Annotated in this window: 12 protein-coding genes and 1 pseudogene; 8 read left to right on the top strand and 5 right to left on the bottom strand. The window is 64.8% G+C overall.

The features are described from left to right. Positions 1-39: 39 nt before the first annotated feature. Positions 40-1,191 (top strand): family 16 glycosylhydrolase, encoded by a 1,152-nt coding sequence (locus LOK46_RS27820; protein WP_273561541.1) that lies wholly within the window; start codon positions 40-42, stop codon positions 1,189-1,191. A 70-nt stretch (positions 1,192-1,261) separates the two neighbouring features. On the opposite strand, the gene LOK46_RS27815 is transcribed toward LOK46_RS27820, so the two are convergent. Together LOK46_RS27815 and LOK46_RS27810 are read right to left on the bottom strand one after the other, a co-directional pair. Beyond that, positions 1,262-2,437, bottom strand: a complete 1,176-nt coding sequence (locus LOK46_RS27815; protein ID WP_273561540.1) for a glycosyltransferase family 4 protein — start codon at positions 2,435-2,437, stop codon at positions 1,262-1,264. Between the two features lie 713 nt (positions 2,438-3,150). Next, positions 3,151-4,116 (bottom strand): NmrA/HSCARG family protein, encoded by a 966-nt coding sequence (locus LOK46_RS27810; protein WP_273561539.1) that lies wholly within the window; start codon positions 4,114-4,116, stop codon positions 3,151-3,153. A gap of 100 nt (positions 4,117-4,216) precedes the next feature. Here LOK46_RS27810 and LOK46_RS27805 point away from each other — a divergent pair, with 100 nt between their 5' ends. Next, positions 4,217-4,576, top strand: a complete 360-nt coding sequence (locus tag LOK46_RS27805; protein WP_103985674.1) for a winged helix-turn-helix transcriptional regulator — start codon at positions 4,217-4,219, stop codon at positions 4,574-4,576. Between the two features lie 435 nt (positions 4,577-5,011). On the opposite strand, the pseudogene LOK46_RS27800 reads toward LOK46_RS27805, so the two are convergent. Continuing rightward, positions 5,012-5,910: pseudogene (locus LOK46_RS27800) on the bottom strand (SDR family oxidoreductase). Positions 5,911-6,008: 98 nt separating this feature from the next. On the opposite strand from LOK46_RS27800, the gene LOK46_RS27795 reads away from it, so the two are divergent. Together LOK46_RS27795 and LOK46_RS32880 are read left to right on the top strand one after the other, a co-directional pair. Then, complete coding sequence (locus LOK46_RS27795) at positions 6,009-6,863, top strand: helix-turn-helix transcriptional regulator (RefSeq protein WP_273561538.1); 855 nt, start codon at positions 6,009-6,011, stop codon at positions 6,861-6,863. 707 nt (positions 6,864-7,570) lie between these two features. Next, complete coding sequence (locus tag LOK46_RS32880; RefSeq protein WP_337251959.1) at positions 7,571-7,972, top strand: helix-turn-helix domain-containing protein; 402 nt, start codon at positions 7,571-7,573, stop codon at positions 7,970-7,972. Here LOK46_RS32880 and LOK46_RS27785 read toward each other — a convergent pair. Together LOK46_RS27785 and LOK46_RS27780 are read right to left on the bottom strand one after the other, a co-directional pair. Beyond that, entirely contained in the window at positions 7,944-8,186 is a 243-nt protein-coding gene (locus tag LOK46_RS27785; protein ID WP_273561536.1) for a hypothetical protein, read from the bottom strand. The two genes, LOK46_RS32880 and LOK46_RS27785, sit on opposite strands and share 29 nt — an antisense overlap. A gap of 327 nt (positions 8,187-8,513) precedes the next feature. Further along, entirely contained in the window at positions 8,514-9,335 is an 822-nt protein-coding gene (locus tag LOK46_RS27780; RefSeq protein WP_273561535.1) for a hypothetical protein, read from the bottom strand. Between the two features lie 547 nt (positions 9,336-9,882). On the opposite strand from LOK46_RS27780, the gene LOK46_RS27775 reads away from it, so the two are divergent. From LOK46_RS27775 to LOK46_RS27760, 4 genes are all read left to right on the top strand, one after another. Then, positions 9,883-10,149, top strand: a complete 267-nt coding sequence (locus tag LOK46_RS27775) for a hypothetical protein (RefSeq protein WP_273561534.1) — start codon at positions 9,883-9,885, stop codon at positions 10,147-10,149. A 68-nt stretch (positions 10,150-10,217) separates the two neighbouring features. Continuing rightward, positions 10,218-11,084: a hypothetical protein gene (locus LOK46_RS27770; RefSeq protein WP_273561533.1), complete on the top strand. Its 867-nt coding sequence runs from the start codon at positions 10,218-10,220 to the stop codon at positions 11,082-11,084. Positions 11,085-11,156: 72 nt separating this feature from the next. Beyond that, complete coding sequence (locus tag LOK46_RS27765) at positions 11,157-12,269, top strand: AAA family ATPase (RefSeq protein WP_273561532.1); 1,113 nt, start codon at positions 11,157-11,159, stop codon at positions 12,267-12,269. After that, positions 12,266-12,601: a DUF6634 family protein gene (locus LOK46_RS27760; protein WP_273561531.1), complete on the top strand. Its 336-nt coding sequence runs from the start codon at positions 12,266-12,268 to the stop codon at positions 12,599-12,601. The genes LOK46_RS27765 and LOK46_RS27760 overlap by 4 nt, the downstream gene beginning before the upstream one ends. Positions 12,602-12,983 lie beyond the last annotated feature (382 nt).

Below are 12,983 nucleotides of genomic sequence, written 5' to 3'. Positions count from 1 at the left end.
CATGACGCGCGAATCGCTCCGAACGGCCGGACAGCCACGGTGGCGATCCGTCGCGGTGGACCGAGTGCGTATTCGTGCTGCATCCGGTTCGAGATCGACGGTGGGGCATCGCCCCGGTCCGGCGCCTTCGTGTTCGAACACGATGTCGATGAAGTCCTCGTTCCGGTGATCCTGCCGAGTCCGAGCGCGTCCGCAAGCATCCGGATCCGACCCTTCGTGACCTATGATTTCCGTCCCGTTATCGCGAGGGGGGAAGCCCGGATCGGACCAGACACCTCGGACCCGTCACCGTTGGCGCTCGGAGCGATCGTCCGGGCCTGGAACGCGCCAAAGCCGAGACCCGTCGCCAAGAATTGGATGCGCGATTTCTATAGCGATCTCGTCACGGAATTCGACTGCACGGCCACCGGCTTCGATCGAGACGGACGCCCATGCTTCACGAACAGCCTTCCGAGCGGCCGGGCGCAGTTTACCAATCTAGAAGTGGGCCTCTATTCGGATCCAGGCCTGCATGGCACCGCGCCGCTCCAGATGCTCAACGGCCGGCGCCTTCTTGTCCCGGAGCGACTTCCGCGACCTACCAAGGTCGCGCAAGGAGGCCATACCAAACTGTGTACTCATTCCACGCCGCTCGTCTCGACCGAACACAATGGACGGCTAGGATATGGTCGGTTCGCTTATCGATTCGCACTCCTGAACATGCAGCAGGGCTGCTGGCCGGCAGGCTGGCAATTGTGCCTTCCGCATTATCGCTGGCCGAACTGCGAGCAGGACACGGTCGAGATTTCGTTTAACCAGCCTGATCCTGCGTCCGTCCTTCCCTACCAGACTAACTGGTGGGGCGCGGCCGGAACAGGCGGTTCCAAGGAAGGGCAGTTCGTCGATATCGAGCGACTGCTGCCCAACTTCCGGTACGACGAACCCCACACGTATTGGTCCGAATGGACCCCAGAATACATGGCCTTCGGAATCGACGAGATCCTTACCTTCTCCGTTCCCAACCGATTTTTCCTCGCCAACCCCGCCGATCCGAAGGATCCGAACCGCGTCTTCATGATGCTTCAGATCGCGCTCGGGGGAGCGGGCGGCGATACGGAGAAGGGCTTCTATCCTATGGCTCCCAGCGCATGGGCTCCGGGTGCACCGGCCATGCTCGTCGAGCACATGGCCCATTACGCAATGCCAGTCTGACTGCGGTAGCTGCCGCGCGGGACGCCTGCGCCGCCTCGCGTCGGCCAAGCTGCCGTCACGCACCTGGCGATCAGCGGAGTTCGAGCCTGAGCCGCTCTTCACCGACCTCCCCCGCCGTGAGCGCGCGCTCGTAGAAGTTGTCCCAATACTGATTTGCCTCCTGTGCGCCGAAGAGACGCTCGGCGTCGGATCGGGCGCGGCGCCGCATGTCGTAGAGTTCGTCAGGCCGTTCGATCAGCCGCTCGATCTCGCTGATCGCCGCCATTGCCATCCGTTCAATTTCCCCCTCAACTAGGCCCTCGTAAGCTCGGCTGCCACGGTCGGGATGAGCAATATGGGCCCATTCGCCGTTCGGCATCGTGTCGAGATCAAGAAGAAGACCGTTTTGGCGGTGCGCGATGAATTCGGGCAATGCACCCTGTCGCGTGCCAACGACCGGCGTGCCGTGGATCATCGACTCGATGGCACTGTAGCCGAATGTGTCGCAGAACGTTGCGAGTAGCGAAACATGCGAGCGGCGAAACAGATCATGAACCTCGCTGTTCGACAGTGTGGCGTGCCAGCGAACGTTCGGAAGCTTCAGCGCGGCGAGGTAGCGATCATAGAAGTGATCGTTCAAAGAATCGGTCCAGACGCCGCGGCCTACCTGCAGCGAACTGACGATCTCAACCTGCACCGGCAGCTTCTTTTGAAGTGCCAATTCGGCTAGCCTAACTGCAACGCATCCCCCCTTTCGCGCGAAATGATTGCCTACGAATGAGACGACAAACGGTGCCGGCCTCACCGGGTCAGGTTGAGCGGACTCTGCCGGCAACTCGATATTCGGATACCGGACGGACAGTTTTTCATAGAGAATATCGCGCAACGGACTGTTCTTGTGCGTCTCCTTAAAAATCTCTCTCGCATATTCGGAGATCGCGATGATGCCCCGACAGCGCGAGGATGCGAGCATTCGCGAGAGCAGGCTGTAATAGCGGCTGGTCTCTACGCCAAATCCTCGGGGCATATGAGATTCGAAACCGATGAGGAAAGGCGCGTTGCCGAGGGGTATCCGGTTGAAGGCGTGAACGAGGTCGAAGCGCCGCAGCGGCCAAGGATTGAAGGCCGTCACCCCCTCGATACCTTGATGCACCCAGTTGAGCGGAAGGAAGTTCCGGTTCTCGATTCTGTGTCGCGATTGTCGCGGCCCGTTGAAGCGCCAGGGATAGCGCGTCGGGGCCAGGATCCGGAGGGGCCGCTGTAACATGATCTAACCGTCCTTCATCCACACAGAAAGACGCGGCAACCTGCTTAGGTTGGGCGATCCCGCAGACAAACATGCGCTGATCGTGATGGCGCGCGGCTCGATGTCCCGCCCATGCAAGGATGCAATGGGAAACGACACAAGGGCTACGGCTTACTTCGAAAGAAGCAGTTGTCGGCGATCGCGCAGACCCGTTGGTCCCGGAGCGATCACCGCAAGCGCATGGCGTGAGCGCAACCCCGAGTCAACAGCGACTCAAACGATCGGACCGTAGCCTAAGCTTGAAGTGGAGCTCTTCAAAAAGATGCATCCGCCCGCTCGATCCCGCTGCCGAGTGTGAACAATGTCCGTTTACGGGAAGCAGCGAGCATCATCTGAAGGGCTGGGATGGGCGCATTACCTCCATAGCAACGGCCCAGGGTACGTCTGCTTTCGGGAACAGCCCGGTCGCGTGTGAACGACTGCGTTGGGTCGCAAGCGGGAGGTCGGCTTGGGTTGATTTCCTGCCCGTCCGCTTCCGGCTTGCAGATGCGTCGAAGCAGCCAAAGCTCCGTGGACAGCGCGCGACCCAAAGCAAACCCGGCAAGGCCTGTTTTCTGCCGCTCGGCACAGCTGATCTACAGCCTGACCGTTGGTTCGCCGTTCAACCGTTGCCGGAGCGCCGCATCTTGGCGTGCTCCAGCTTCCCGGCGTGATCTTGGACCGTCCGAGGGCCTCTAACGGAGGGACATCACTGTCTCCTCCGCTCGGAGTGCTCGCTCCAACAACGGCTTGCCTGGGCCAGAAATCCACTCGTCAAAGCTCGTCAGCGCGCCGAACTCCTGCCGCAGCGCGCCGACGTCGGCGTTGCCCGCAAGACGTCCGTCATCGACTAGGGACGCTAGTCGGCCGAGGAACGCGTCCCCTTCGAGGACGACGTCGGGAAAGCGCAGGTAACTGATTGCCTGACCTGCCGCGTTGCTCAGCCTCTCGCCAAGTTTTGCGCCCGTCATTTCGTCGCCGGCGATCTCGAGGGTTCGTCCGGCGAAGCGGTCCGGCGCGGCAAATACGGCCGCGACGATCGTCCCGATGTCCTGCACGGCGATGATCTGCGCGGCTTGGTCCGGCCGAAGGAAGAAGCTGAAGTATCCTTGGTCGAGGCCCATGCCGGGGAGCATGAGCAGTTCCATGAAGGCTGCGGGCCGGATGATCGTGCTGCGCAGGTCGAGGCTACGGATATACTCCTCGATCTCGAACTTGCTGTCGAAATGACCCATCCCGGTGGGACCTCTGCCGACCGCGTTGACCGACGTGTAGACGAGGTGCCGGACCCCTGCGGCCAGGGCGGCGTCAGCGATGTCCTTGCCCCAGCGGATCTCCTGCTCGTCGGTGACACCGTGGGCAGGGCCTTGGCCTGAGCTTGGCTGCACACTGAAGACGCCGTGGACACCCGCCATTGCCGCCCGGATCGAAATGGGGTCGTCGAGGTCCCCTCGGACTACGTCCACGCCCCCTAAGGAAAGCCCCCGGGCCTTCTCGCCACCTGGGTTGCGCACGAGTGCCCTGACCGGCCAGCCGGATGCACGAAGCGCGTCTGCGACGGCGCCGCCCTGCTGCCCAGTGGCCCCGAGCACGAGCACGGTCTTCTTCTCGTCCGTTCGGTCGTTGGTTGTCGGTCGGATCTCGGGTGACGTGAACGGCACGGCGGCCTCCTGTGTCTGAGGAGGCGACATCGGTATAGTAATTATACCTGTATGCAATTAGGTACCATGAGGCGACCTGGTAGCCTGGAGTATCCCGCTGATGGCGGCATCGTCCCCCGACGACCTTGAACTGAACCGCGTGATCTTAGAGCACATCACGAGCAAATGGACGTTGCTGGTGCTGGCCAGCCTCTGCGACGGCCCCATGCGATTCAACGCGCTGCGCCGGGCGCAGAAGGGCATCACTCAGAAGGCGCTCACGCAGTGCCTTCGCAGGCTAGAGGCGAATGGGTTCATCAAGCGGTCCATCGTCAGCACAGCTCCGGTCGCCGTCACCTACGAGATCTCGCCGCTGGGGCGGTCGTTGGAACCCCATCTTCAAGCTATCCTGTCGTGGGCGGCGGAACACGGAGATGAGGTCAGGGCGGCGCAGCAGGCATTCTCCGCTGCCAGCGTGTGAAGCCGCGGCTGGGTCTGGTCTCACGACCTTTTTGCCAAGCGCCACGACCGGCAAAGGAACGCCCACTTCCGGCCGCCATTCCAACTGCTACGCCCTACCCTGACTCGAAGATGCGGGCCGGATAAAGAGCGTCCATTTTGGAGAAACGCGGACAGCCTTCCTGACATCTAAGTTGGGTCGCAAGCCGTAGGACCGCTTGGGTGGATTGCCGCCAGTCTGCTTCCGCCGCTCGACATGGGGTGGAAGCGTACGTTCGTGTTTCCTCGCCGCCTGTTTCCACCGACCGCCGACCGGCGTCGAGTTCCAGCTGATGCTCGTGGCCAATGGCATGACAACGCGTGCCGCGAGAGGGCTTCGTGCGGACCTCGACCACGGACCTCGGGCCGGACTTCGCGGCCCACGACCCCGCCGATCGTGCGGCTGGGCGCTGACGCCTCACGCCGTACCGCGGGCGTAATCCATGGCGTCGAGGTCGGCGATGAGGCCCCGGCCGTCAGGCCGCCAGCCGAGCCGGGACCGCGTCAACACGCTCGACGCCGCCATGTCGGCTCCGGCAAACCCCGCTAACCATCCGAAATGCGCGGCGGCCGCATCGGGCGCGACGGAGGCTGCTGGGACGCCAAGGCCCCGGCCGACGGCTTCCGCGATGGCCCGAAGCGGGACGCCCTCCTCGGAGACGGCATGGTACCGAGCCCCCGCCTCGGCACGCTCCAGGGCCAGCACGTAGAGGCGGGCGACGTCGCGCCTTGGTCCCGCCGCCCAGCGGTTCGCCCCGTCGCCCACATAGGCGGAGACGCCCTTGACTCGAGCATGGGCGACGAAATAGGTCACGAGGCCCTGCTTAACAGTGTCGTGCACCTGCGGGAGCCGCATCACCGACACGTTGACGCCCGCCTGCAGGAGCGCCTCACCCGCCCGTTCGGACGCGACACGGGGGTTCGAGTGGTCCCTGTCGAAGACGTCCTCAGTGGCCGTACGGCCGGACGACGGGCATCCCATCGCTACGCCGGACGTGATCAGCAGGGGCCGATCCGAGCCCTTCAACGCGGAGCCCAGGGCCTCGATGGCCCGCCGGTCCTTCTCGCAGTTAGCCACGAAGTCCGAGAAGTTGTCGTGATCGAACGCGGCATGGATCACGCCGTCGGCCCGGGTGGCCCCGTCGTGTAGGCTGACCAGGTCCGTGAGATCGCCCCGGTGCGGCTCGACCCCCGCCGTGCGGAGCGCCGCCGCGCCGGCCTCTGACCGGGTCAGCCCGATGACCTGATGCCTGGCGGCAACGAGCTCCGGGATGAGCGCCGAGCCGAGCCGGTGGCGCCCGTGAGGAATACGCGCATGGATGACTGTCCGCGTGTGAGGAAACCCCACTTTCCCGCGGCTGGCGTCGCCGTAAAATACGTGACCGTATCAGGGTATAATCTCTCACAGGATCGCCATGCCGGCTGGCTCGGAGAACCCCCTCGGCGCCTATCTACGGGACCGGCGGGCGAAGCTCGACCCGTCCTCGTTTGGGTTCGCGGGCCGCAGGCGGACGCCGGGCCTCCGTCGGGAGGAGGTCGCCCAGCGCTCAAACATCAGCGCGACGTGGTACACGTGGCTGGAGCAGGGCCGCGGCGGTGCGCCCTCCGCGGACGTGCTGAACCGCATTGCCGCCGGTCTGATGCTGACCGATGCCGAACGCGAGCACTTATTCATGCTCGGCCTCGGGCGCCCGCCGGAGGTCCGCTACGCGGTCGCCAAGGGGGTCACTCCCCGGCTGCAGCGACTGCTCGACACGCTGGAGACCAGCCCTGCACTGATCAAGACAGCCACCTGGGACGTCATCGCGTGGAACCGTGCGTCGGCCGTCGTGCTGACCGATTGGGACATGGTCCCGCCGGGCGAGCGCAACATCCTTCGCCGCATGTTCGGCTCCAGTCAGGTTCGCGCGATCCAGCACGACTGGGACAGCGTGGCCCGCTACGTGGTCGCGGCGTTCCGTGCGGATGCGGCCCGCGCCGGTGCGGCGTCCGAGGTCGGCACGCTGGTCGAGGAACTATGCCGGACGAGCGAGGACTTCGCGGCGCTGTGGCGCGAGAACGAGGTGCACCATCACGGCGAGGGGACGAAGCGGTTGAAGCACCCGATCCTCGGCGGCATCGAGCTTGAGTATTCCTCCTTCGCCGTCGACGGTCGCCCCGACCTCGGCCTGATCGTCTACAACCCCACCGCGCCGCTCATCAGGGAGCAGATCCGCAGGCTGGTCGATGGTCGACCCGGCGACGGCACCCGCGCAGACCCGGCGCTGTAACCGCGCGGTCGGCATCGACGCTTGGGCGTCGCAGCAGCGCCGACCGCTTCGGTTAAAATCGTCCCACCGTTCATCGTAGACGGGCTCCTCCTTCCGGGATGACGGCCTGATCATGCGCAACGAATGTCGTGTCTGCTTCGGAGCATCGACCGGAAAATCCTGAATGGCCGAGTTGGGTCGATAGGAGGACGTCCGCTTTTTCGACTAGGTTTCTCCGAATCAGTCATTCCGCTTTCGGCCAGACCACGTCACGCTTGATCATCGGCGCGTGCAGAACCGGACCATCGCCTTTGTGCCCATCCCGGTCGTCCCATTTTGTATACACAGAGGCCGGAAGCAGACATGATCATCAAAGCTGCTTAAGCCTTCAGATCAGGAATAGAGCGAACATCGCCGCGGCATACAGTGCGAAGCCACAAAGCAATTGAGATCCAAAGCAGCTCGCGCTGCTGCACTTGTCCAAGACATAGTCTGGAACACTGTCCCGCCCGTGACGTGGTATCGAGCTTGCCAATCCATCGAAGGGCCACAGGGGCCGACCCCCGACAGACTGTGTACCGGCGTCGAACCATGACCCCGGTAAAATTGCCGCTATTTAGTTACTAGAACACGAGAATATGTATTGTCGATGGGGTCACGATCGGCGCCGATCGTGACCCCATCTATCAGCGCGTTTCAGATGATGCTGCAATGACTTAAGTGGGCTTGTGGGAGGGGCATCATTTGGCGCCGATCCAAATCGATACCGTGTTCGAGCGACGCCAAGCCACCCTTCGAAAAGGTGGAAGGCTAACGCCGAGCGCCGCCCAAAGGTCGATTGTGACTTAAAGTCCGTCGCCTTATCGTCCACAATCGCGCTCGATGCGCGTGTGAAACGAACGCACCCAGGCGCGGTCCGACAGATCCTTGCAGTCAATCTCAGGCGGTTCCGCATCGAGAAGGAACTCAGTCAGGATGCGCTTGCCGATCTCTGCGAGATCGATCGCACGTACATCAGCGGCATCGAGCGAGGCCTGAGAAACGTCTCGATCGACAATCTGGAACGTCTCGCCGTCGGGCTTCGCATCGAGCCTTGGCAACTCATACGACGGCCGGACGACGGCCGCTGACTCTGGTTCGCAGCCGCCTGAATCCGCGCGCGCCGCGACAGGTCGGCGGATCGCCGCCGTCAGGCCGAGCATTGCCATCGATCAGACTGACTTCGCCATCGCTGTTGCAGGCGAACCTGATACCGCCGGCACCCAATGCCGCCAGCACCGCCTCCATTTTTCGGGATTGAGTACGCGAGCCTCCCGACTCCAGCGTCACGATGGTCCGTCGCACCACTCGAGCCTTGCGGGCGAGTTCGTCCTGGGTCCAATCCAGTAGAACGCGGGCCGCCCGGAAATGGCGCGCGAAGAAAGATCAAATTTTCGCTTGCGTTGGACTCAATGTGCATTATCATCTACAGCATCAATCGAGCGATTCTGCGCAGTTGATCCGCCGCCGAATTCAGCCCTCGTGAGGCCGGCGGGATCGGACATGCTTCCGGTACGCTTAAGATCGGCTGCATAGGCGGTTTCGTCAAGTAAGACGAGCCGAACCGTTCCTTCGAACGAAGGAATGCGCGCGCAAGGCACGACCCCGTGCCGCGTGGCGAGACCCATTCGATCAGCATTCGCAGATGCGCGGGCAGCCAAGCGCGCCCGGGATCGAGGTAGTCGCATGCCGCAGCGTGGCCACCATCAGACCAGGCGCCGGTCCCTCTCCGCCGTTCGCTGGCGGATTCGACGAGGCTGCTACAACTCCAAGCGTCTCGCACGCGAGGCGACCGTGTTGATGTCGGTGCACGGAGCCGTCCGCATCGGCTACGACGACGAGCTCTGCCGCCTTCTCGCGATGGCCGGTCTCGGCCGCGACGCGGCAACTGCGATCCGCTTCTTCGGAGCAGGTCACGAGTACGGTCTCATCCTTCCGACAGATCGGACGTGAAACCAGCCACGACTTCGAAGTCGTGCCTGCACGGTCGGATCCCAAGCCGCCACCGGCGGGCACAGGGTCGCCGTCGTTTCGCCGGCCGACGTGCGCTCGCAGCCCCGACTCGCCAACGCGCAGCGCATCTTCCACGCCAAACATATCCCCGCTTGCGGCGACCTCGACAGGGTCACCCGACACATCGAGGAACGAGCCGGCGAGGCATCCCTGATCGATTGCGCAGCCGCGCTTCCCGGTCCGAACGCGCGGGAGCGCATCTTCGGCCTTCTGTTCGGCGGCCACATCCGGATGGACCTGACGACAGAGATGACCGATCGAAGCGTCGTTCGGCTTGGGCTGCCGACACAGGCGCTCGGTTGGGAGGCGCTCGGCTGGCATCTCCTCCGAGCGGGCAATCCACTCGCTCTGACGTCCTGATGCCGCTTCGGATCGACGGAGATCCCGCCTCCGTCCTCCGAACGCCCTCCCGGATGGGATTTCCGCCATGGCCTCCAGCATCGTCGTCGATTTTCCGTGCGGCCGTACGCTCAAGCGCCCGTCGCTCCGCGCCTCGAGAGGTCGGAGCGTGGCCGACATTGTCCGGTGGCTTTCCGGATCACCGCCCCCTGCGGTTGCCGGCCCCGATCATCCCGTCCCGATCAGGTTGAGCGAGTTCGCCGGCATTGCCGACCCGGTCGTCCGCCAGCTGTGCTCCCTCGCTCTGGCGGGGATCGTCAGGCCGGCTTCGGCCGGCAGACTCGCTTTGCGGCACGCGGAGGAGATGTACGGACCGCAGCCGACACGGCCACGTGTTCCGGGGGCCGCCGCAGGCTACCAGTTGGCGCTCGCCGGCGATCCGTTCGGAGATTTCGCATTCCATCTCCGTGGAAGGAGCGGATGGATCGCGTTCGCTCCCGTCGAAAGCCTGGGCCTTCTGATAGAGTCGAGCTCTCGGGACCGGGTCTAGGTCTGCATGCTCGTCGGTTGCGACGCCGACAGATGCTCGACGGTCTGGCTCCTGACTGCAAGGGAGTGGCGCCGAAGCGCGGTCGCACTCTCGCGAGGCGTGGACAGCCGCGGCTGCCGTCACGTTCTCCTTCTCGGCGGCCTACCCTCGCGGGAACCGGGACGCTCCATCGTCCTGATCGAGATCGAGCAGGCCCTGCGTCGTGGTGGGAACACCCGCCTGATCGCCTCGACCTTGAGAAAGAGCTGCGGCGCCGATTTCCCGGATCCCGCTCGGGATCGCGTGCGGGAGCTGCTGACGATGATCGAGCTGACGTTCCCCGGCTTGGTGGACGTCGCCGTTTCGAGCGGAGGGTGCTCGCGATGAACAACGCAGGTCACGATCGCACGAGAAGCGCGGCAGACTCTTCGCGGCCGGCGGGAGAGGCGCGGACGATGCTGGTGCGTCGGCTGCTACGACGTCTGGAAGAGCAAAGTTGCTCCGAGTCTGAGCGGCTCGGTCGTAACGAACTTCTGGAGCGGTTCGGGCCCGAGGTCGTCGGCGCGTCCATCCTGCTCGGAGCCGGCATCGCTTCACGGGCGGGTCTCGAGGAGAGGATGGCGAATTCCCGGCTCGTCGTCGTCGTCGAGGTTCCTCATCAGGATTGGATAGAGCCGATGCTCAAGGCGGCACACGTCGTCTTCGCCGAGGATGCCCCTCTTCTCGAAGAGAACCAGCGTGCGGTGCCCGAGCTCCGCCCTCCTCCGATCATCATCGGTCCGCCGCGCGGAGGACGCGCAGTCGACCACGACGGACCTCTGCGCTCTGCCCGGGCACTACGAGAACACCGTAGTCTGATCGGCATCACGACGGGTGCGTCCACATCGCTCCCCAGCGATCTCCTGCTCGCGTGCGAGGAGCGAATCGTCGTCGGAAACTTCGATCCCGAACTGGTCCAACTGCTTCTCGAACATGTCGTCGGGAGCGCGCCCGGCAGGCTGCTCGAGCCCGCGGCCGCCTCCGCGGTCGAGCCCGTCGATCTGCGGATCGCCATCCATCGCGACCGAGGAGCCGAAGGCGCACTCGACCGCTTTGCAGCCGTCCTGGAAGCCCGTCTCCGGCGGCGTGAGCACATGGATTTCCCGCCTCTGGAGAACCTCGCCGGCTACGGTGCTGCGGCGGAGTGGGGCCTGACGGCCGCCGCCGACCTCGCGGCCTATGCCAGAGCTGCGCTCCCGTGGTCGGAATGCGAACCGGCAGCTCTCCTGGCCGGCCCACCGGGAATAGGCAAGACGTCCTTCGCGGGCGCCTTGGCGCGATAGGCAGGGGTTCCGCTCGTATGCGGATCGCTCGCGCAATGGCAGTCGGCCGTCGAAGCCCATCTCGGAACGACCATGAAGGCCATGCGCGAGTTCTTCGATGCGGCTCGCAAGGCAGCCCCGTGCGTGGCCTTGATCGACGAGGTCGATTCCTTCGGCGACCGAAGACGCTTCATCGAGCACGATCGTCACTATTGGACCATGGTGGTCAACGGCTTTCTCGAAAGCCTCGACGCCGCCGGTCGCGCCGGGATACTTCTGATCGGCACGACGAACGATCCCGACCGGATCGATCCCGCCATCCTTCGCTCCGGCCGCTTCGAACGCTGCTTCAGGATCGCGCCCCCTTCCGTTTCGGATCTCGCCGCCATCCTGCGTCACCATCTCGGGCGGGATCTCGCCGCGGCGGATCTGAATGCCGCCGCCAGAAGGGCGGTGGGCGGCACCGGAGCGGACTGCGCCGCATGGGTCCGCAGGGCCCGTAGCCGCGCGAGGCGCGCGAACCGCGAGCTACTGACCTCGGATCTCATCGCCGAAATCGATGTGCTTCAAGCACTGCCGAGCAGGGCCGACGATCATCGCGCCGCGGTGCATGAGGGCGGGCACGCCGTGGTGGCGCACGCCCTCGGCTTCGAACTCGGCACCATCGCCATTCACGGCGCCTTCGGAACAGGCGGCATGACCGATGTGCGTCGACGGGACATGTACCCGACCGACGAAGAGCTGCACGAGCTCCTCGTCGTCCACCTAGCAGGCCGTGCCGCCGAGATCCTCGTCCTCGGCCGGCCCAGCACCGGATCGGAGAAAGACCTCGCCGAGGCTACCGAGATCAGCCTCCGCATGCATTGCAGATGGGGCCTCAAAGGAAGCCTGGCGGTTCGACCGAAGCCGATGTCGAGCGACGACATGTCGAGCGTGGAGCTGGATCTACGACAGGCGAGCGCGACGGCGACCTCCATTCTCACGGAACGCAGAACCGAGCTCGACCGCCTCGTGGAACTGCTGACCCGGCGGCGGGCGCTGGACGATGCCGATCTGACCTCGCTGCTCGGATCGGTCGGGCGACATCGTCCGTCGAACGGCCCGAACGCCGGAGCGGGATCGGGCAACGCTCCGGATCGGAGCGGGAGCCCGAAGAGCCGTCGCGTCGAACGGTCGGGGCGTTTCCAGGAAGGAGCGGACGGATGACGATCCTCCACCACGGCCCAGGTCCGTTTCCGGACCTCGCACGACGGGCGCGCAAATATTGGGCTCTCGCCGAAGATCTCGATCGCATCGCCCGCGGAGAACATCCCGGCGAAGCCGAACTGCACGACGCTCCGTATCTCACGGACTGGCGGACATACGTTCTGCCGATCCCCTACCTGCTGGGTACCGTCTTCGGCCACCCGGAGATCGAGAACGGACAGATCTGCCGGACGAGCGAGCTGATCACGTTCGATCCGCGTTCGGGCTATGCCCGGACGTACTCGCGCTTCTATCGTCTGGGCGAGCGCCTGAAGACGGTCGATCGGCAATAGGGCGACCGTTCGTCGGGAGGCGGCGGATCGCGATGCCCGCCGGTCGGCGGTCGTCGTCCGCGGCCTCGATCGGCACGGGCCGTCCGCGGGAAGCGAGGCGGCCGCGGGGCGATCCGATCGACGGGGCTTCGGCGGCACGATGGACGCCTTCGGCCGTGACGGGACGCCCGACCGGCGGGAGCGCGACGGGGCGGATCGGGGACGAGCCCCGTCGTCGGCCGACGATGTCCGTCGAAGGAACGACCGCGATCCGGATCGGCTGCGGCGACGCCGTATCGAGCCTCCGGATCCGGTCGGCTGCGCGGGGCCGGGCGCGGGCCTGGGACGAGCCGACGGTCCCGACGGGACGCTGCGGCTTCGATGGCAGCACGAGCCTGCAAGG

This window comes from Methylobacterium sp. NMS14P (assembly GCF_028583545.1).
Taxonomy (GTDB): Bacteria; Pseudomonadota; Alphaproteobacteria; order Rhizobiales; family Beijerinckiaceae; genus Methylobacterium.
The sequence above is the reverse complement of the archived record's forward strand: the minus strand, read 5'-3'. Positions and strand labels throughout refer to the sequence as shown.

Bases quoted from the DNA above. Each gene is read 5' to 3' on its own strand.
- LOK46_RS27795 (WP_273561538.1), top strand. From the start codon at position 6,009: ATGCCGGCTGGCTCGGAGAACCCCCTCGGCGCCTATCTACGGGACCGG.
- LOK46_RS27815 (WP_273561540.1), bottom strand. From the start codon at position 2,437: ATGTTACAGCGGCCCCTCCGGATCCTGGCCCCGACGCGCTATCCCTGG.
- LOK46_RS27780 (WP_273561535.1), bottom strand. From the start codon at position 9,335: ATGCTGGAGGCCATGGCGGAAATCCCATCCGGGAGGGCGTTCGGAGGA.
- LOK46_RS27760 (WP_273561531.1), top strand. From the start codon at position 12,266: ATGACGATCCTCCACCACGGCCCAGGTCCGTTTCCGGACCTCGCACGA.
- LOK46_RS27770 (WP_273561533.1), top strand. From the start codon at position 10,218: ATGCTGGTGCGTCGGCTGCTACGACGTCTGGAAGAGCAAAGTTGCTCC.
- LOK46_RS27765 (WP_273561532.1), top strand. From the start codon at position 11,157: ATGAAGGCCATGCGCGAGTTCTTCGATGCGGCTCGCAAGGCAGCCCCG.
- LOK46_RS27805 (WP_103985674.1), top strand. From the start codon at position 4,217: ATGGCGGCATCGTCCCCCGACGACCTTGAACTGAACCGCGTGATCTTA.